16 protein-coding genes are annotated in these 19006 nt (G+C 57.7%); all 16 read left to right on the top strand.

The annotated features are described in order from the left end of the window. A partial coding sequence (murF, locus tag VI895_04540; GenBank protein HLG19069.1) for a UDP-N-acetylmuramoyl-tripeptide--D-alanyl-D-alanine ligase occupies window positions 1–1124 on the top strand: 1124 nt, incomplete at its 5' end. Further along, window positions 1124–2203 (top strand): phospho-N-acetylmuramoyl-pentapeptide-transferase, encoded by a 1080-nt coding sequence (mraY, locus tag VI895_04545; GenBank protein ID HLG19070.1) that lies wholly within the window; start codon window positions 1124–1126, stop codon window positions 2201–2203. The genes murF and mraY, both read left to right, overlap by 1 nt. Window positions 2204–2210: 7 nt before the next feature. Continuing rightward, the gene (murD, locus tag VI895_04550; protein HLG19071.1) at window positions 2211–3575 is read left to right on the top strand and encodes a UDP-N-acetylmuramoyl-L-alanine--D-glutamate ligase; all 1365 of its coding nucleotides are present in this window, start codon (window positions 2211–2213) and stop codon (window positions 3573–3575) included. Beyond that, window positions 3572–4711 carry a putative lipid II flippase FtsW gene (gene ftsW / locus VI895_04555; GenBank protein HLG19072.1) on the top strand — a complete coding sequence of 380 codons (1140 nt, stop codon included), beginning with the start codon at window positions 3572–3574 and terminating at the stop codon, window positions 4709–4711. The genes murD and ftsW overlap by 4 nt, the downstream gene beginning before the upstream one ends. Then, window positions 4708–5802, top strand: coding sequence for an undecaprenyldiphospho-muramoylpentapeptide beta-N-acetylglucosaminyltransferase (gene murG / locus VI895_04560; protein HLG19073.1), 1095 nt, complete (start codon window positions 4708–4710; stop codon window positions 5800–5802). The genes ftsW and murG overlap by 4 nt, the downstream gene beginning before the upstream one ends. Then, a complete protein-coding gene (gene murC / locus VI895_04565; protein ID HLG19074.1) occupies window positions 5799–7184 on the top strand; it encodes a UDP-N-acetylmuramate--L-alanine ligase in 1386 nt (461 codons plus the stop codon). The genes murG and murC overlap by 4 nt, the downstream gene beginning before the upstream one ends. Continuing rightward, window positions 7181–8143, top strand: a complete 963-nt coding sequence (gene murB / locus VI895_04570) for a UDP-N-acetylmuramate dehydrogenase (GenBank protein ID HLG19075.1) — start codon at window positions 7181–7183, stop codon at window positions 8141–8143. The genes murC and murB overlap by 4 nt, the downstream gene beginning before the upstream one ends. Further along, entirely contained in the window at window positions 8140–9090 is a 951-nt protein-coding gene (locus tag VI895_04575; protein ID HLG19076.1) for an FtsQ-type POTRA domain-containing protein, read from the top strand. Before murB ends, VI895_04575 begins: the two co-directional genes overlap by 4 nt. Further along, window positions 9074–10303 (top strand): cell division protein FtsA, encoded by a 1230-nt coding sequence (ftsA, locus tag VI895_04580; protein HLG19077.1) that lies wholly within the window; start codon window positions 9074–9076, stop codon window positions 10301–10303. Before VI895_04575 ends, ftsA begins: the two co-directional genes overlap by 17 nt. 52 nt (window positions 10304–10355) lie before the next feature. After that, window positions 10356–11534, top strand: coding sequence for a cell division protein FtsZ (gene ftsZ / locus VI895_04585; protein HLG19078.1), 1179 nt, complete (start codon window positions 10356–10358; stop codon window positions 11532–11534). A gap of 174 nt (window positions 11535–11708) precedes the next feature. Beyond that, complete coding sequence (locus VI895_04590; protein ID HLG19079.1) at window positions 11709–12008, top strand: nucleotidyltransferase family protein; 300 nt, start codon at window positions 11709–11711, stop codon at window positions 12006–12008. Further along, window positions 12005–12346 carry a DUF86 domain-containing protein gene (locus tag VI895_04595; protein ID HLG19080.1) on the top strand — a complete coding sequence of 114 codons (342 nt, stop codon included), beginning with the start codon at window positions 12005–12007 and terminating at the stop codon, window positions 12344–12346. Before VI895_04590 ends, VI895_04595 begins: the two co-directional genes overlap by 4 nt. A 62-nt stretch (window positions 12347–12408) precedes the next feature. Further along, window positions 12409–14844: a glycosyltransferase gene (locus VI895_04600; protein ID HLG19081.1), complete on the top strand. Its 2436-nt coding sequence runs from the start codon at window positions 12409–12411 to the stop codon at window positions 14842–14844. After that, window positions 14835–15923 (top strand): UDP-N-acetylglucosamine 2-epimerase (non-hydrolyzing), encoded by a 1089-nt coding sequence (gene wecB / locus VI895_04605; GenBank protein ID HLG19082.1) that lies wholly within the window; start codon window positions 14835–14837, stop codon window positions 15921–15923. Before VI895_04600 ends, wecB begins: the two co-directional genes overlap by 10 nt. A 28-nt stretch (window positions 15924–15951) precedes the next feature. Then, window positions 15952–17376, top strand: a complete 1425-nt coding sequence (locus tag VI895_04610) for a cyclic nucleotide-binding domain-containing protein (GenBank protein HLG19083.1) — start codon at window positions 15952–15954, stop codon at window positions 17374–17376. Between the two features lie 180 nt (window positions 17377–17556). Continuing rightward, window positions 17557–18987, top strand: a complete 1431-nt coding sequence (locus VI895_04615) for a hypothetical protein (GenBank protein HLG19084.1) — start codon at window positions 17557–17559, stop codon at window positions 18985–18987. Window positions 18988–19006 lie beyond the last annotated feature (19 nt).

The following is a 19006-nucleotide window of genomic DNA, read 5'->3' on the forward strand; positions in this document are numbered from 1 at the left end:
TTGGAGATCTGGCGCGATTTCATCGACGGAAATGGGCGAAAAAAATCGTGGCCATCAGCGGGTCGAACGGAAAAACGACGACGAAGGAAATAGCGGCGGCCCTGCTTGGGGCTTCGTACTCCGCCCTCAAAGCCCCCGGGACCTGGAACAACGCTTTGGGCGTGCCGCTTTCCCTCTTGATGCTCGAAAAAAAGCATGATGTGGCCGTCCTTGAAATGGGGATGAACGACTTCGGCGAACTTGCGATGTTGGGGCGAATGGCCGAGCACGACGCGGCGATTCTCACCAATGTCGGGCCGGTTCATCTGGAAAAACTCGGCTCCGTCGAGGGGGTGGCTCGGGCGAAGGGCGAACTTTTCACGTCGCTGAAAGAGGGCGGCACGGCCGTGGTCAATCAGGACGACGGATGGATCGCGAAGCTCGCGTCGACGGTTTCCGGACGCAGAGTGACCGTGTCTCTGGCCGCCGGCGCCGACGTCTCGGCGAGAGTTCTACAGGATCTGGGGAGCGAGGGATTTCATTTGGCCGTTCAATACGGCGGACAGAAAACGGAAATCCGATTTCCCTTTGTCGGGATTCACAACGTCTACAACCTTCTATGCGCCCTGGGGGCGGCGTTGGCCCTCGAGGTTCCGGTGAGTCGTTTGCAAAAGGGAGTGGATGCGATTGTCCGGCCGTCGATGCGGCTGGAGACGATTGAATGCGGCCGCGGAATTCGCTTGATTAACGACTGTTACAACGCGAATCCGAGTTCCACGCTCGTGGCGTTGGAAGTGGTTCGGGACACGTCGCCCAAGCGAAAGCTCGCCGTGCTCGGGGACATGATGGAACTGGGAGAATTCGCTCCGCGCGCTCACCGGGACATCGGCATCAAGGTAGCCACGTTCGGATTCGCCCATTTATTCGTCCTGGGCCAGTTTTCAGGGGATCTCGTCCAGGGGGCGGTCCAGGGGGGAATGCCGCGCCAAAACATCACCGTGGGGAAATCGCACGAAGATCTGGCGAAAGCGATCTCCGAAAACGCGAAAGAGGGCGATACGATTCTCGTGAAAGGTTCGCGCGGAATGAAAATGGAAAAGGTAACGAACGAACTTCTCCGGCTTTGGCGGGAGAAAGGGGCGTAATGCTTTATCACCTTCTTTACCCCCTTCACACGCACTCGGCTTACGGTGTGTTCCGGGTCTTTCGGTACATCAGTTTCCGTGTATTGATGGCGATGCTGACGGCGCTTCTCATCAGCTTCTTGTTCGGTCCGGCGCTGATCCGCGCGCTCAAGAAATATCAGATCGGCCAGCAGATCCGCGATGACGGTCCCAAGACCCATTTGGGAAAATCGGGAACGCCGACCATGGGGGGAATCCTCATCGTTTTGTCGATGGTGGTGTCGTATCTCCTGTGGGGAAGGCTCGACATCGCGTTTTCCTGGATGGTCTTACTGGCCACCGTCGGGTTTGCCGCTATCGGTTTCGTGGATGATTACTTAAAGCTTCGGAAAAAAGTGTCGAAAGGACTTTCGATTCGGGGAAAGTTCAAGCTCCAGGGTCTGATTGCTCTCGTCGTCGGACTTCTTCTCGTGATCTTCGGATTCGACACGCACTTGACGGTCCCGTTTCTGAAGGATTTCACGCCGCATCTCGGATTCGTCTTTGTCCCGTTTGCGATGTTGGTGATCATCGGCGCCTCGAACGCGGTGAATCTCACCGACGGTTTGGACGGTCTCGCGATCGGACCGGTCATGATTTGCGCCCTGACCTATCTGATTTTCGCCTATGTCACCGGCCACGCCGAGATGTCGGCGTACCTGCAGCTGTCCCAGGTCCGGGGTGCCGGCGAAATGGCGGTCTTTTGTGCGGCCATGATCGGCGCGGGTCTCGGCTTCCTTTGGTACAACACGTATCCGGCGCAAATTTTTATGGGGGATGTCGGGTCACTGGCCCTCGGTGCCGCGCTGGGCGCCGTCGCAATCATCACGAAGCAGGAACTTCTTCTCATCGTCGTGGGCGGAATCTTCGTGGTGGAAGCGGTCAGCGTCATCGTCCAGGTCTTCACGTTCCGGACGATGGGGAAAAGGGTTTTTCGAATGGCGCCGATCCACCATCATTTTGAACTCAAAGGGTGGGCGGAACCCAAAGTCATCGTCCGGTTTTGGATCATCTCCATCATTTTGGCGCTCATCGCGCTCGCAACCCTGAAATTGAGATGAGGCGATGATGGAAACACTTCAGGGGAAAAGAATCGCCGTGATCGGCCTCGGTCCGCGCACGGGAGTTTCCCTCGTACGCTATTTGTGTACTTCCGGCGCAAACGTCATCGCTTACGACCGGCGGTCCGAATCGGACTTGGGGGAAAGTCTCCGCCCTCTGTCCGGGCTTCGGTTCGATCGGGAATTCGGCACGGAGGATCCCCGTCGGATTGACGGGGCCGATCTGGTTCTCGTCAGTCCCGGCGTGCCGTCGGATACGAAATTTCTCTCCCGCCTCCGTTCGCGGGGGAAATCGATCTGGAGCGAGATTGAGTTTGCGTCGCGCCGCCTTCGGATCCCGGTCATCGCGGTGACCGGATCGAACGGAAAATCGACGACCACGGCGCTCATTGCCCATATTCTTTCGCATTCGGGGAAGCGGGTCTTCTGCGGGGGAAACCTGGGGACTCCTCTGATAGAAGCCGTGGATAAGCCGTATGACGTGGCCGTTGCGGAGATTTCGAGCTTCCAGCTGGAGGCGGTAGAGACGTTCCACCCGCGAGTCGGCGTGCTTTTAAATATTTCCCCCAATCACCTGGATCGGCACAAAGATCTTCGCACGTACGCCGGGCTCAAGGAGCGACTCTTCGACCACATGACGTCGGGGAATCGCGCGATCCTCAACCAGGACGACGCCACCTGCCTCGAAATCGCCCGCCGCATCCACGCGAATGTTTGGTTCTTTTCGCTGCGGAAAAACTCGGACGCCCAGATTCGATTGCAGGACGGATTTATCTCGCTTCCGAACGGCGAAAAGGTGTCGATGCGATCGTACCGCCTGCCCGGAAGCCACAATCTGGAAAACGCCCTGGCGGCGGCGGGAGCGGCGGCGTCCATGGACTGCCCATCGTCCCTGATCGAAAAGGCGATTTCCACGTTTGAAGCGCTTCCGCACCGTTTGCAGCCGGTCGCCACGATCGACCAAGTGCGCTTTATTAACGACTCCAAAAGCACGACGCCCGATTCCGCCGTGCGGGCATTGGAGAGCTTTCCGAATCCGATCGTCCTGCTCGCCGGCGGCCGGCCCAAAGGAGCGAGTTACGCCAAATTGGCGCGGGCCGCCCAAGGGAAAGTCCGATCCGCCTTCTTCTACGGCGAGGCGGCGGAAGAAATGGCCCGGGCCTTTTCCTCCGTTCCTCACCGGGTGGTGAAAACACTCTCCGAGGCGCTCTCCGCAGCACTCTCCGTCGCTCAATCCGGGGATGTGGTGCTTCTTTCACCGGCCAATGCGAGCTTCGATCAATTCAAAGATTTCGAAGATCGGGGTCGGACATTCGCGGCCTTGGTCAAACGGAGCGAGTCGACACGGAAGGGCGTGGAGGCCGATCGATGACACCGTCCGCCAAACTCCGAAAGATTCGGCATCTCGATCCTGTGCTCACGCTGGCTACGCTCGGACTCTTGGCGCTGGGAACCGTGATGGTTTTCAGTTCCAGTTCTTCGATCGGGGCGGAAAAGTTCGGCGACAGCGCCTATTACCTGAAGCGGCATCTGATCTGGATGGCGATCGGGGGATTGGGAATGGGCGTGACCTTCTTCATCAATCCGTTTCCGTTGAAAAAGCTTGCGACACCCGCCTTGATCGGAGGGCTGATTCTCTTGGGTCTCGTCATGGTGACCGGAACGGCGCGGAACAAAGCCGTGCGATGGCTAAACCTCGGAGGCCTTGTGTTTCAGCCTTCCGAGTTCGTAAAGCTGACCGTGGTCTTATACACCGCCGCCTATTTGGCGAAGGCCCGGGAAAGGATTCAAAAGTTTTCCAAAGGGTTGCTCCCTCTGTTGGCCACGGTGGGCGGGATTGTCCTGGTTCTGCTCAAGGAGCCCGATTTCGGGACGGCCGTCCTCGTTACATTCGTCGTCGCCATGATGGTCTTCGTGGGCGGGGCCAATCTTTGGCACGTCGGAGCGCTGGGTGCTCTGGCGGGCGTCGCGAGTTACGCGCTCATTTTGTCGTCGGCTTATCGGCGCCGCAGGCTGATGGCGTTTCTCCATCCTTGGCAAGACCCTCTGGGGAGCGGATTTCAAATTCTCCAGTCTTTCATCGCCTTCCAGAACGGCGGGTTCCAGGGACAGGGACTCGGGGACGGCACGCAAAAATTGCTCTACCTGCCGGAAATGCACACCGATTTTATTTTCGCCGTGATCGCCGAGGAACTGGGTTTTCTCGGAAGTTTTCTGGTGATCTTTCTCTTCGCCCTCATCGTGATTCAAGGGTTTCGGCTTTCGCTTCGACTCCGCGAGCCTTTTACGTCGAGTTTGGCCCTGGGTCTCACCGGCTTGATCGGTTTCCAGGCCTTCTTTCATATGGCCGTCGTCATGGGCCTTGTTCCGACGAAGGGCCTTACGCTCCCCTTCATCAGTTACGGCGGCTCCTCGTTGGTGATTACGTTGATGTCGATCGGGCTGCTTTTGTCCTTGTCGGCGACGCTCTCAATGACGACCTCCATGGCGCGCAGGAGGGTGCGATGAAGCTGCTCATGGCCGCCGGCGGCACCGGGGGACACGTGTTTCCGGCGCTGGCGATCGCGCGGACGGCTGTGGCGAAAAACCGCGAGACGAAGGTTCTCTTTGTGGGGACCCCCAAAGGCTTTGAGAGTCGGTCGATTCCGAAAGAGGAATTTCCGCTGGAGCTGATCTCCGTCGGCGGCCTCAAAGGAAAACGCTTTTCCGATCGGATGCGGAACATGGCGACCCTTCCGGCGGCGTTTTGGGCGTCGTGGAAAATTCTTCGAAACTTCGCCCCGAACGTGGCGTTCGGAATCGGAGGATACGCGTCCGGGCCGATTCTCCTCCTGGCGGCGCTTCGAGGACTCGAAACCGCAATTTTGGAACCGAACGCCGTGCCGGGCTTCTCCAATCGGGTGTTGAGCCGATTCGTGCACCGCGTGTTTCTTGCGTTCGAGGAGGCGAAGTCGAGGCTTCCCGAACGAAAATGTCTCGTCGTCGGAAACCCGATCCGGAGCGAAATATTGCGCGTCGCCCCTCCGATCTTTTCGGGAGAGAAACGAACGCTCTTGATCTTCGGCGGGTCGCAGGGGGCGCATCGCCTCAACGACGCGATGATTCACGCACTGCCGTTCCTGGAAACGCTTAAAGAAAAGCTCTTCATGATTCATCAGACCGGGGCGCGGGACGAATTAGCCGTGCGCAAAGCGTATCGAGATCGATCGTTTCAGGCGGAAGTCCATCCGTTTATCGATGGCATGTCGGAAGCGTACGGGCGGGCCGATCTGGTGATCGGCCGTTCCGGATCGAGCGTGATGGAAATCGCCGCCTGCGGGCGGCCCTCGATCCTCGTTCCGTTTCCGTACGCCGCGGACGATCATCAACGAATGAACGGCCGGATTTTCGCCCAGGCGGGCGCGGCCATCTACATCGAAGATCAGGACTGCAGTGGCGAAACGCTTGCGAAAGCCATCCGCGAGTTGGTGACGAATCCCAATCGCCTGCGGGAGATGAGCGTCCAAGCCTTGCGATTCCGTCACGAAGACGCGGCCGACCGAATCGTTCAAGAACTCACGCAGATGTCCGGGAGCCGGTCCGAGCGGGAGGCCGCATGAAGCGCGTGCATTTCATCGGCATCGGCGGAATCGGCATGAGCGGAATCGCCGAAATCTTAGTCCGATCGGGCTACCAGGTGAGCGGCAGCGATCTGCGGCAGAACACCGAGACGGCCAAACTCAAGGGACTGGGAGCGAGAATCTATAAAGGTCATCAGAGTTCGCAGGTGGGCGATGCGGAGATGGTCGTTTTTTCCTCGGCCGTTTCCAGCGACAACCCTGAAATGATGGAGGCGAAGCGCCTCGGCCTTCCGGTTCTCGCTCGGTCGGAGATGCTGGCGGAGCTGATGCGGAAGAAGCGATCGATCGTGGTGGCGGGGGCCCACGGCAAAACAACGACCAGTGCCATGATCACCACTCTCCTGTTGGAGGCGGGATTCGACCCGACGGCGGTGATTGGAGGCAGGCTTCGGCGGATCGCGGGAAACGCCAAGATGGGGACCGACGAGTGGTTTGTGGCCGAATCGGACGAGAGCGACGGCTCGTTCCTCCATCTCCTTCCCATGGTGGCGGTGATCACCAACGTCGACCGCGAGCACCTCGACCACTACGGTTCGTTCGAAAACCTCGAGCAAGCGTTTGTGGATTTTGGAAATCGCGTCCCGTTCGACGGTGTCGTGATCCTCTGCCGAGACGACGCGCCTCTGGCCAAAGCGATTCCGAAAATCGATCGACCAGTCGTCACGTACGGGATGGAATCGGAGGCGGACGTTACGGCCAAGAATGTCCGCTGTTCCGCCGGACGCTCCAATTTCACGGTCGTTTGGAAAGGTGAAACGGTCTGCGACCTTTTAATTCCGGTGACGGGAAAGCACAATGTCCTCAATGCCCTGGCCGCGGCCGCCGTCGGCCACCATCTTGGACTTTCGTGGGGAGATGTGTCGAAGGGGTTGGCGGCGTTTACGGGAATCGATCGGCGGCTGGAAACGAAGGGGGAGTGCGGCGGAATTCGAGTGATCGATGATTACGCCCACCACCCGACCGAAATCCGGGCCTCGCTCGAGGCGTTACGACTGATGGCGGCCGGCGGCGCGGTGCGCGTTCTTTTTCAACCCCATCGGTACACGCGCGTACGGGATCTTTGGAAAGAATTTGTCGCCGTCTTCGATCTTGCCGACGAAGTGGTGGTCGCGCCGATTTATGCAGCGAGCGAACGCCCCATTTCCGGCGTGGAATCGGAGCGATTGGTTAAAGAAATCGTCCAGCGGCGAAAGACGAGTGTTCGGTACGCTCGATCGCTCGAGGAGGGGAGCGATTACCTTTCGGAGAATGTGAAAAAGGGGGACCTCCTCGTGACGATGGGCGCGGGGGACGTGACGAAAATGGCCGGTGCGCTTTTGGAAAAACTTCAACGGGCGACGCCGAAAGGAACAGGGCGGTGATTACCGTGACGATTCACGAAAGCCCGAGAAAAGCGAGTTCGGAGTTCGACGCACTCGAACAAATTTGTTCGGGTTCAGTGCGGCGGAACGAATCGCTGAAAAGATGGACCACATTTCGATGTGAAGCGAAAGCGGATGCGATTGCGTCGCCGAAAACCATCGAGATGCTCACGAAACTCGTCGATCGGTTGATCGCCATGAAGACCACGTGGCGGGTTCTCGGGCGCGGATCCAATTTGTTGGTGAAAGACGGCGGGTATCCGGGCGCCTTGGTCGACCTCGCCGTTGGTTTCTCCGCGATCGCGATCGAAAACGAGGATTCGCGTGAAACTCGGGTGCGCGTCGAGGGTGGGGTTGCCAACGGGACGTTTCTCCAGTGGTGCCGGGACCGAAACCTGAAAGGGTTCGGATTTTCGTTCGGAATTCCCGGTTCGATCGGAGGAGGAATACGGATGAACGCAGGCACGCCGCTGGGATCGTTCTCCCAGATTCTCCGGGAGGTCGAGGGATTGGATTTTTCCCGCAAAGTTGCTCATCCGACGCAACTTCGTGTCGAAGAGAAGGATTTTCTCTACCGCGATTTTCCGAAGGGACACCATCTTGTGATCACCGCCGGGTCTTTTTGTTTGAAGAAGTCGGATTCGGCCTCCGTCAATGGAGAAATCGAAGCGGCGAAGGATCGGCGAAAGAATCAGCCGCTGGAACTCCCCAATTTCGGCTCGGTCTTCAAGAATCCGCAAGGCGACTTTGCGGGGAGATTGATCGAAGCCGCGGGGCTCAAAGGGACGCGAATCGGAGATGCGGAGATTTCACGGCGTCACGCCAATTTTATCGTGAACCTCGGCCGAGCAAAAACAGCCGATGCACTCACACTTATGTCGATGGCTCAGGAGACCGTTCAAGAGAAATTTGGCGTTAAGCTTGAACCTGAAGTTCATGTGATCGGGGTGGAAGCATGAGGCGGAGGCATGGGCGAGTAAGGCACCCCGGCCTGTTGCGCCTCTTCGCGTCGTTGGCCTTCGTGGCGGGAATGTTGTCGCTCCCTTGGCTGGTGCGAAGCACCTTGCCGAAATTACCCGTGAACGTGCGCGAACTTTACGTGTCGGGCGGTTCACTCCTTTCCGCCCTCGATATTCGATCGATGGCCAAAGTCGATCGAGGCCAGAAACTGTTCTCGGCTTCCATGGAACGCGTCGTTCAGCGGGTCAAGGCCGATCCCCGGGTCGAAAGAGTGGCGGTCGTTCGAAACGCGACGGGGGATATGGCCATCCAGGTTACCGAGCGAAAAGCGGCCGCGCTCATCAATCTTGATGACCTCTATTATGCGGACGCCGAAGGTACCATCCTCGGTTCGGTGCCGGCGGGCGCCAAAGACATGGAGAGCCTGCCAATCGTCACCGGTCCGTGGAAAGGATCCGCCAAGAATCGAAAATCGATTCCGGAGATCCGTTCGGCGCTCGAATTGATGGCCGTGCTTGCAACCGCGGGAGTTGCGCAGAATCAAATCTCGGAAATTCATTTCGATGAAAAGCTCGGCTGGGTTCTTTACCACGTGGGCTGTGGAATGCGGATCGTGATCGGCTGGGACGGATTCCCGACAAAAGCCAAACGGCTCAAACGCGTGTTGCGCGATTTTGAAAAGCGAGAACCGCTCGTTCGCGAAATCGACCTCGATTTCGACGACCGGGCGATTGTCAAACTGAAACGAGCACAGCGCGGCTCGGTCGCAACCAAGGGGGAACTTCGAACGGCCGCCATCGGCCGCCGCGCTATTGTCGCGGTTCCCCCGCACCCGGACGACATATGGGGCGTTGAAAACCACGACGGTCCAAATTCTTCGCGCGCTGCGAAGAATTTGGACCGTCACATCATAGAGAAGAGGAGTGGAGATGGCGAAGAGGGATAACTTAGTGGTCGGGCTGGATATCGGCACAACCAAGATCTGCACCATCGTCGGTGAGATGACCGACACCGGGATCGACATCGTGGGAATCGGAACGCATCCGTCGAAAGGGCTGCGAAAGGGGGTCGTGATCAATATCGATTCCACCGTTCAGTCGATCCAGAAGGCGGTGGAAGAGGCGGAGCTGATGGCGGGGTGTGAAATTCATTCCGTCTACGCCGGGATCGCCGGAGGGCACATCCGCGGTTTTAACAGCCACGGAATCGTGGCGATCAAGGACAAGGAGGTCAAAGCGATGGACATCGATCGGGTCATCGATGCCGCGAAGGCGGTCGCCCTGCCGATGGATCGCGAAGTGCTCCATATTCTTCCGCAGGAGTTCATCGTCGACGAGCAGGACGGCATCCGCGATCCGGTGGGAATGGCGGGCGTTCGGCTCGAAGCGAAGGTGCACATCGTCACCGGAGCGGTTACTTCGGCGCAGAACATCGTGAAGTGTTGCAATCGGTGCGGCCTCAATGTCTCCGATATCGTCCTGGAACAGCTCGCTTCGGCGGACGCTGTTCTCACAACGGACGAAAAGGAACTGGGCGTGGCGATGATCGACATCGGCGGCGGCACGACCGATCTCGTGGTTTTTGCTCAGGGAGCGATCAAACACTCCGCCGTGTTGGCGTTGGGAGGGAACCACCTGACGAACGACATCGCGGTCGGAATTCGCACGCCGACGGCGGAAGCCGAGGAAATCAAACACAAGTTCGGCTGCGCGATGGCGAGTTTGGTCGACCGGGAAGAAACGATCGAAGTGCCGAGTGTCGGCGGACGAAAACCGCGCATCGTATCCAGACAACTTCTTTGCGAAATCGTGGAACCGCGAGCGGAAGAGATCCTGATGCTCGTGAAGCGCGAAATCGAAAAATCGGGGTACGGAGATCTGATCGCCTCGGGGCTGGTGATCACCGGCGGATCTTCGATTTTGGACGGCATGGTGGAGTTGGCCGAGCGGGTCTTTGACTGTCCGGTTCGCCGGGGAGTACCGCAAGGAATCGGCGGTTTGGTCGATGTTGTGTCGAGCCCGATGTACGCGACGGGAGTGGGATTGGTTCTCTACGGCAGCAAACAGGAGACGCAGGCTTCGAAGTTCCGCGTTCGAGAGGCGAACGTTTACGCGAAGGTCCGGGCGCGGATGCGCGAATGGTTTGGGGAGTTCTTTTAAACCTTAACGGAGAGACGAAATGGGAAAAAAAATTCAGGAAGAGGAGAAACTCATGTTCGAGCTGGTGGAATCGGAAGGGAATACGGCGAAAATCAAGGTCATCGGTATCGGCGGAGGAGGAGGTAACGCCGTCAACACAATGATTGCATCGGGATTGGCGAACGTCGACTTTATCGCCGCGAACACCGACATGCAGGCGCTCGGAGCCTCCAAAGCGCCCGTGAAACTGCAGATGGGCGCGTCGTTGACGAAGGGGCTCGGCGCGGGTGCGAACCCCGAAATCGGCAGGGAGGCCGCTCTGGAAGACCGGGATCAGCTCGCCGAGACGTTGCGCGGCGCGGATATGGTCTTCATCACGGCGGGAATGGGCGGCGGGACGGGCACCGGGGCGGCTCCCGTGGTCGCGAAGGCGGCGCGCGAGGTTGGAGCCCTGTGCGTGGGTGTCGTCACCAAGCCGTTCGTGTTCGAAGGAAAACGGCGGAGACTGTACGCCGATCAAGGGATCGAAGAGCTCAGTTCGGCGGTCGATACCCTGATCACCATTCCCAACCAGAGACTCATCAACCTGGCGGGAGAGGCGACGTCGATCTTGGATGCCTTCAAGAAAGCGGACGAAGTTCTTCTGCAGGCGGTTCAGGGAATCAGCGATCTCATTACGATTCCCGGCCTGATTAACCTGGACTTTGCGGACGTAAAAACCGTGATGAACGGCCAGGGAATGGCGATGATGGGGACCGGACAGGCGGCAGGCGAACGCCGCGCTCTCGAGGCGGCGCAACGGGCGATCTCCTCACCGCTTCTGGAAGACATGGACATTCATGGAGCGACCGGAATTCTTCTCAACATCACCGGCAGCTCCAACATGACGTTGCATGAAGTCAACGACGCGGCGGTCATGATTCAGGAAGCCGCCCACGAAGAAGCCAACATCATCTTCGGCGCCGTCATTGATGATCGGATGGGAGACACGATGCGGATCACGGTCATCGCCACCGGCTTCGGGAAAAAAGCGGAGCTCGCGAAACCGGTTCCAGCCCAACGGATGCACGTGCCGCCGAGACTTCCCGCTTCCTCCGCATCGATGGAAGAGGGAATCTCGCGGCCGACGGTGCTGCGCCGCCGGGATGTCGACTCGCTGGAATTCCGGAAGCGGGCCAAGGAACTCGGCCTCGATTCGATTGAAGAGGACGAGTACGACATCCCGACGTTTCTTCGGAAACAGGTGGATTAATTAAAGGGACACACGCCTGGACCCAAATTCCGCAAGCTTCGCCCATGTCGTAAGAACACGCGGGCGAAATTAGAGCCGTTTGAAAAGCCACGCTTCTGCGGCGATATGCTCGAATCCGAGTCTCTCGAATGGGCGAAATGGACACGGTAGGCGGGGTAAGCCATAATTTCGTTTATGGACCCGGTAAAGCTGCCCGCTTTTTTGCTTAACAGGCGTGAAGAAGTCCTGGAATTGGCGGCGCGACATGGCGCCACGAACGTCCGCATTTTCGGATCCCTCGCCCGGGGCGAGGCGCGATCGGACAGCGATGTGGATATTCTCGTTTCCATGACACCTGGACGAAGTTACTTCGATTTTGTCGCCCTGTGGCAGGATCTGGAGGAACTCCTGGGACGAAAGGTGGATGTCGTTTCCGACAGGGGAATGAGCCCCTATTTGCGGGACCGAATCCTGTCGGAAGCCCGGTCGCTATGAAGAAGGATGATCGGGTTTATTTGCTTCACATTCGAGATGCCATCCATCAAATCCTGACCTACGCCAAAGACGGACGCGATTTCTTCCGGGGCGACAAGAAAACACAGGACGCCGTCATTCGCCAATTTCAAGTCTTGGGGGAGGCGACAAAGAAGCTATCGGCGCAGTTCCAGAATTCACACGGGGAGTTTCCGTGGAAGACGATGGCCGGCATGCGGGATAAGATGGTACACGAGTACTTTGGGATCGATCTAGAATTGGTATGGGACGTTGTGGATAAAGAGCTTCCGAACCTTGAAACGAAAATAAATCAGCTGCTGGCGGGATTGAAGACGTAACGGAATTCGGGTTACGGCGTATGGCCTTGGAATTTAATCGGTAGGGTGTCCCCCGATTCACGATGATCAGCGTAATTCTTCCCATCTATAACGAGGAGGAGAATCTTCCGCGCGTTCGGTCGGAACTTTTTCCGGTTCTTGAAACACTGGGAACGGAGTGGGAGATCGTGGCGGTCAACGACGGAAGCGGTGACAAGAGCGCCGTATTGCTCGCCGAGTTATCCGCGCAAGACCCTCGAGTCCGTGTCGTTCACCATCCTGAAAACCGTGGTCTCGGAGCCGCCGTTCGAACGGCATTCAAAGAATGCCGGGGCGATTACATCGTTACGCTGGACGGGGATTTCACGTTCCATCCTCGATTCATCCCGAAACTTATGGAACGCGCCCTAGCGACGGGAGCCGACTGCGTGATCGGATCCCCTTTTGCCGACGGGGCAGGATTTGTAGGTGTCCCATCGCATCGCCTCCTCCTCACGCGAGCTTCCAACTGGCTTTATCGAAAGATACTTCGATCGCCGGTGACGTCGATTACGGCAATCTTTCGTTTTTATCGTCGCGAGGCGGTGCAGGCGCTCGCACTTCGGTCGGACGGTTTTCCGATCAACGCCGAAATCCTGTCGGGGCTCCTTTCCCACGGCTGTCGGATCGAAGAAATTCCGGTGCCTCTCGAAGGGCGCGTACATGGGGAGTCGAAAGCCGGTTTGTTTAAGGAGACCTACCGGCATCTTCAATTACTTTGGTCGATCGCGCGTCAACACGAAGACTGGGAAAGGGGATTCGGCGCGTTGGTTCTGGCCGTGGCGACAGTTTTGCTTTTTTGGCCGTCCATCCGTTTTGGTTTTCTCAATTGGGATGACGACCAACTGCTCACGCAGCATCCTTGGTATCTTCCGGTAACGTATAAAAGCCTGTTCGCCATGTGGAATCCGCTGTCGCTCTGGGAGGGAAAGGCGCTGGATTACAGCCCCATCCGGGATTTGAGTTACGCCCTGGATCTCTGGGTGTGGGGATGGAACCCTTTCGGATTTCATCTGACCAACGTTCTTCTTCACGCGGCGAACGGGATTTTAGTCTTTTTGTTCCTCTTGAATTTTTGTTCCTTCGGCGCGGCGTGGATCGGATCGATGCTCTGGGCCTGGCATCCGTTGGCGATCGAGCCGGTCGCGTGGGTGTCCGGTCGAAAAGATCTGTTGATGGCCTGCTTCGTCTTGATCGCCCTGCATTTGGCCCATAGAAATCGTTGGTTTGAGGCGTTTGGAAGCGGCCTAGCGGCTCTCCTTTCGAAATACACGGCGCTCCCCTTGGGAATCATCTTTCTGACCCCAATCGGAGGCAATCGGTCGTCCGCCCGCCGGACGCGCACCTCTCTTGGTTTGATCGTATTCGGACTCGCCATTGTTGGATTTGCCCTGGCCGCCAATCGCCATCGCGGGGAAGTGATCGTCGCGCAGAAAGCGGAGGATTTTGTCCATGTGTGGCCGGCGGCGCTTCAGGTAGTTACGCATGCGGTCCAAAGTGCCGTCTGGCCGACGGCCCTCTCCGCTCGATACGTCCAGCATCCGGAACTGGGATGGTTCAACCATTCGGTCGCCGGCGGCGCGGCGCTTTTGGTGGCTACCATGATCGCTCTGTTTTATTTGCTCCGAAAATTACCTGCCGCTGGGAAAGGACTTCTCTTCGGAGCATTGACGTTTCTTCCCTACCTGCCGATCGTGCCGACGAATATTTGGATGGCCGATCGATATCTCTATCTATCTTTAGTCGGAGGAGTGTGGGGATGGGTGGCGCTTCTCGATACCGCTCCGGGAAAGGTCCGACGGGCGCTTTTGCTGTCCAGCGTGATCCTTGCCGGTCTGTCGGCTTGGCAGACGCGCGCTCGTCTTCCGGTGTGGAAAGATTCGCTCTCTCTTTGGAGCGACACGGTTCAGCGGTCGCCTTCTCTATATTATGTCTGGGGAAATCTCGGTCAGGCTCAGTTGGAGACGGGACATACCCAGGAAGCGATTCGATCGTTTGAGCGGGCGTACAAACTCAATTCGGCATTCAAGGAAGCATGGCTTTTTCTCGGTCAGGCGTATGTGCGGGAAGGCCGTAAGAAGGTGGGAATAGAAGCATTGGTGCGTTTTGAAACGGAATCGCCGGAGACCATGAAAACGAGAAGACTGCGGGAACGGGCGATCGCCTGGGCCGAAACCGGGGAAAAAGAGCGGGCCGAGAAATTGTTCAAAGAGCAGCTTCGAAACCAGCCGACCGATCCGGTGGCGTGGGGAAATCTGGGAGTCTTGTATGTGCAGAGCGGTCGGGACGGAGACGCGCTCGATGCCTGGAATCGGGCGATTCGGGTTCGGCCGGATCTGCCCGTGGCCCGGCTCAACCGGGGCCGATATCGATTTCTTCACGGGGAATGCGACGGAATGAAAGAGGATTTTCGCGCGTTTCGAGAAATGACAGGCGCGGAGCGAATGGAAATTCAGAGATTGAAGAATTCATGTCGGTGAGGAAGAAGCGGGTGGCGATCGTTTTCGGGACTCGGCCCGAGGTCATCAAACTTTGGCCGTTGATCGAGGCTCTCCAAAAGTTTCCGCGGATCCGGACGACGACCGTCAACACCGGGCAGCATGGATTTCTTTCCGCCCAGGCGGCTCGCAATCTCGGCGTAAAATGGAACGTCAATCTTCGCGTCATGGAGCCGGATCAGCGGCTCAGTTCCGTTGTGGCTCGGATGGTCGACAAACTGGATCGACTGTTCGCCCGGCTCGCTCCCGGTTTAGTGGTTGTTCAAGGCGACACGGCGACGGCCCTTGCGGCCGCTCTGGCGGCCTATCATCTAAAGATCCCGGTTGCGCACGTCGAGGCGGGGCTTCGTACCGGAGACCGATATCAGCCCTTCCCCGAAGAAAACTACCGCGTCATGGTGGACCATCTCGCGACGCTTCATTTCGCTCCCACGCTTCACGCCAAGAATGCGCTTCTTCGCGAGGCGATTCATGGAAAACATTTATATGTCACGGGGAACACGGTCGTAGACGCCGTCACGCGGCTGGTTCGCCGGAGCCCGGCACCGCGTTGGCCGAAACCTTATCTGTTGGTCACGCTCCACCGTCGGGAAAATTTTCGGGGGACCATTCGAAACGTCGCGCGGGTTCTCATCTCCGTTCTCCGTGAAGAGCCCAATCTTCATGTGGTCTGGCCTGTCCACCCCAACCCCAATGTCCGCCGTCAGATTCCGAAGGCGATTCGCCGTCATTCCCGTGTTCATTTGGTTGAGCCGCTTCCGTACATCTCCTTCCTAGGCTCGGCAAAAGGTTCCACGCTCATTCTTTCCGATTCCGGCGGGATTCAAGAAGAAGCTCCCACGCTCAAGAAACGGGTTATTTTGGTTCGCAACGTCACGGAACGGCCGGAAGCCGTGAAGGCAGGCTGGTCTTCGTTCGTCGGGACCGAAGAGAAGGCGCTGCACCGAGCCATCCTTATGAATCTTCATCGCCGAAAAGTTCCCTCCGGGCCGAATCCTTTCGGGGACGGTCGTTCTGGAACGCGGATCGCGCGTCTCCTGGCGGAATACTTGAAAGATTGATGAGCGATACCTAGACTCCCAACCAACCATGCCTCCCATTAAAGTCGATCCGAAAGGCCACAAACTGAAGGTCAAAGCGGAGGAAGCGTACGCCCAGATGAAGTGGAAAAAGGCGCTGGAACTGTATCGAGAGGCGGCCGGCTTGATCCAAAAAGACCCGAAGATCGAACAGCGGATCGGCGATCTTTATAGGCGCGTCAACATGAAACAGGAATCGGTTGAGCAGTACAAGAAAGTGGCCAAAATGTTCGCGAGCGACGGTTTCTGGGCTAAGGCGATCGCGATTCAAAAGATCATTCTGGAAATTGATCCGACCGAGTCGGGTGTCCAGCGCCAACTGGCGGAATTGTATTCAAAGCAAGGGGTACAGGCGCGCACGCTGCCGGAGGTGGAACCGCTAAGCCCCACGGCTGAAGAACGGTCGGCGATTTCCATATCGGGAGCCGAACCTTTGGCAATGGATCACCGTGTGGACGATGCGCTCATCGGAGGGACGGTCAGCATCTCCGGGGCCAAACCCCGGACGGTGGATTCACCGCCCGAACCGTTTCGTAATCCCAAAGAGGTCGAATTCACCGCGGAACCGGAGGAAAATCCCCTCGGCTCGCCTTTGGGAAAAGTCGGTGCGATTCCGCTGCTCTCCGAAATGGATACGGAAGAACTCCATGCGGTTTTGGAACGGCTTGCCGTACGGCGCTTTCCCTCCGGAGCTTTCGTCTGCGAGGAAGGGGATGTCGGCCGATCGATGTACATCATTGCGGACGGCTGGGTCGAAGTTTTGACGAAGGATACGGACGGTTCAAAGCTGGTTCTCGGGAAGCTGCGGGGAGGCGATTTCTTCGGCGAGTTCGGCTTGCTGACGAACGGCCAACGAAACGCTTCGGTGCAAACGAAGACGGACGTCGAATTGCTGGAGATCACGAGCGCGGATTTCGAAACGATCGCGGCGAAGCACCCGCACATATGGGCCGTTTTGGAAGATTACCTGCGCCGAAGGCTCATCGATACGATTGTCGCCAAGTCTCCGGTGTTTCGGGCGATGACGGAAGAGGAGCGGGCGAAGCTTCCCGCTCTCGTCCGGCTCAAAAAGTTTAAAATGGATGACACCGTCATGGCTGAGGGGACCGATGGAGACGAAATGTATTTTATTAAGGCAGGCAGGCTCATCGTCACCGTTCAGCAAGGAAAGGATCGCGTGCTTGTCGGCGAGCTCGGGCCCGGAGAGTACGTGGGCGAGGTGGCGATGCTGACCGGAAAACCGAGGACGGCCACCGTACGGGCCAAAACGGACACGGAGGTCTTTACGCTCACACGCAAAGACGCGGCAATGGTTTTGCGCGGCAATCGCGAAGTGCTGACCCGACTTAAATCCAAGATGGACGAGCGATCGAAAGAAACGGCGGAAGCGTTTCAAAGTTATCGGGAAGCGCGAAAAACGCTCGAATTCGTCTAGAATCCCTCATTCGTATGAGAGGGGTTCGAAGAGGCTATCCAAAAATACCATTACGGGCTCCGGTCTCGGCGTGCACCCCCATTGCTCGGCGGTGCTCGCAATGGGGACCCCCGCCTCGCCACCCGTAATGTTATTTTTGTCCCAACTCGCCGCACGGCTCATTACGCAACGGACGCACACGTGGCTTTGAGAAAATTCGCGCTTCACGTTCTGCTTCTGTTGATAGTGGGGAGTGCACTGTACTACCCAACGCTGCGGGCGCCGTTTGTTTACGATGATTATCTTCATTTCGTAGAGAACGAACGGATTCTCCATCCGCAAAACGTGGGCGACATTTTTAAGAACGGCCTGCAGGAGACGCGGCCGATCTACAATCTGTCTCTTGCCGTTCAAGCGCGTTGGTTCGGAACAGATCCCACGATGGCTCATGCAGGGAATGTGGTATTGCAACTTTTGGCGGCCGTACTTCTCTACCTCTTCCTTTTGCGGATGACCGGTTCGGCGATTGTTGCATTTATCGCAGCCGCAATTTTTGAGATTCACCCTCTGGCCGTTGAATCCGTGGCGTACTTCAACAGTCGGTCCGGCCTTCTTTCTCTTCTCTTTTCTCTTTGCGCGTTTCTTTGTTTTGAAAAAAGGGGGCGAATCATTTTTTTCACGGGTCTGTTTTCGCTTGTCGCCGCGATGGGGAGCAAAGAGGACGCCATCGGTTCGGTGGCTTTGGCGCTCCTATTCGACCGGTGGCGGCAGGCGCACGGTGGAATCGGTTGGAGCCGCTTGCGACAGGTCGCGGTCCTGGCGACGGCCATTACCGTGCCTTTCCTTTATCTGGTCTTCCGCTCCCCCCATATCGGAACCGTTGGGGAGATCGTCGAACCGTGGTGGCGGTACCTTTGGCAACAAGGGACGCATGTTCCCCTCCATCTGTCGCTTTTCTTATGGCCTTGGCCGCTCACACCCGATCGTGACCTTTCGCCCTGGATGCTGAGTCTCCTGGCCGTGTCGACTGGATGGATTCTTTTGTTCGGCCTCCTTGCGATCCTGTGGAGCTTTCGGCGAAGCCGTGTCGCTTTGGGGGTCGTTTGGGCGATTGCGGCGCTGATTCCGACGCACACGGTGGTGCCGATGCTGGATCTTCAGGCCACTCGTCTCCTCTATCCTGCAATCCCGGGGCTTTCGCTGGCTTTCGCAAGCGTGTTGAGTGCATTCACAGAGAGGCGGGCTTGGGTCGGATGGAGTGCAGCGACATTGTTGTTTCTGTTTTTTGGATGGCGATCCTCGCAACAGATTTACTTGTGGGCGCATCCGTTGGAGTTGTGGCAAGCGGACACGCGCGAAGCACCGTCACGTTGGCGGGCGTGGCTGGACTTAACCATTGAATTGGCGGAGCGGAAGCGCTGGGCGGAAGCGGACGAAGCGATTTCTCGGGCCGAAGCGCTCAATCCGAAGAACGCATCGGTGTTGTATAACTCCGCGGCGATCGCCGCTACTCGGACAGACGGAAAGAAGGACAAGGCCCTAGCGGTCGAGCGCCTGAAGACCGCGCTTGAAGTCGATCCCCATCACCGAAGGTCGGAGCGACTACTCCGCCAATTGACCGCCGAACCATAGTAAGTCTTTTCAAATCGCG

It is taken from the genome of Bdellovibrionota bacterium (assembly GCA_035292885.1).
GTDB lineage: Bacteria > Bdellovibrionota_G > JALEGL01 > JALEGL01 > DATDPG01 > DATDPG01.

Bases quoted from the DNA above. Each gene is read 5' to 3' on its own strand.
- mraY (HLG19070.1), top strand. From the start codon at position 1,124: ATGCTTTATCACCTTCTTTACCCCCTTCACACGCACTCGGCTTACGGT.
- murD (HLG19071.1), top strand. From the start codon at position 2,211: ATGGAAACACTTCAGGGGAAAAGAATCGCCGTGATCGGCCTCGGTCCG.
- ftsW (HLG19072.1), top strand. From the start codon at position 3,572: ATGACACCGTCCGCCAAACTCCGAAAGATTCGGCATCTCGATCCTGTG.
- murG (HLG19073.1), top strand. From the start codon at position 4,708: ATGAAGCTGCTCATGGCCGCCGGCGGCACCGGGGGACACGTGTTTCCG.
- murC (HLG19074.1), top strand. From the start codon at position 5,799: ATGAAGCGCGTGCATTTCATCGGCATCGGCGGAATCGGCATGAGCGGA.
- VI895_04575 (HLG19076.1), top strand. From the start codon at position 8,140: ATGAGGCGGAGGCATGGGCGAGTAAGGCACCCCGGCCTGTTGCGCCTC.
- ftsA (HLG19077.1), top strand. From the start codon at position 9,074: ATGGCGAAGAGGGATAACTTAGTGGTCGGGCTGGATATCGGCACAACC.
- ftsZ (HLG19078.1), top strand. From the start codon at position 10,356: ATGTTCGAGCTGGTGGAATCGGAAGGGAATACGGCGAAAATCAAGGTC.
- VI895_04590 (HLG19079.1), top strand. From the start codon at position 11,709: ATGGACCCGGTAAAGCTGCCCGCTTTTTTGCTTAACAGGCGTGAAGAA.
- VI895_04595 (HLG19080.1), top strand. From the start codon at position 12,005: ATGAAGAAGGATGATCGGGTTTATTTGCTTCACATTCGAGATGCCATC.
- VI895_04600 (HLG19081.1), top strand. From the start codon at position 12,409: ATGATCAGCGTAATTCTTCCCATCTATAACGAGGAGGAGAATCTTCCG.
- wecB (HLG19082.1), top strand. From the start codon at position 14,835: ATGTCGGTGAGGAAGAAGCGGGTGGCGATCGTTTTCGGGACTCGGCCC.
- VI895_04610 (HLG19083.1), top strand. From the start codon at position 15,952: ATGCCTCCCATTAAAGTCGATCCGAAAGGCCACAAACTGAAGGTCAAA.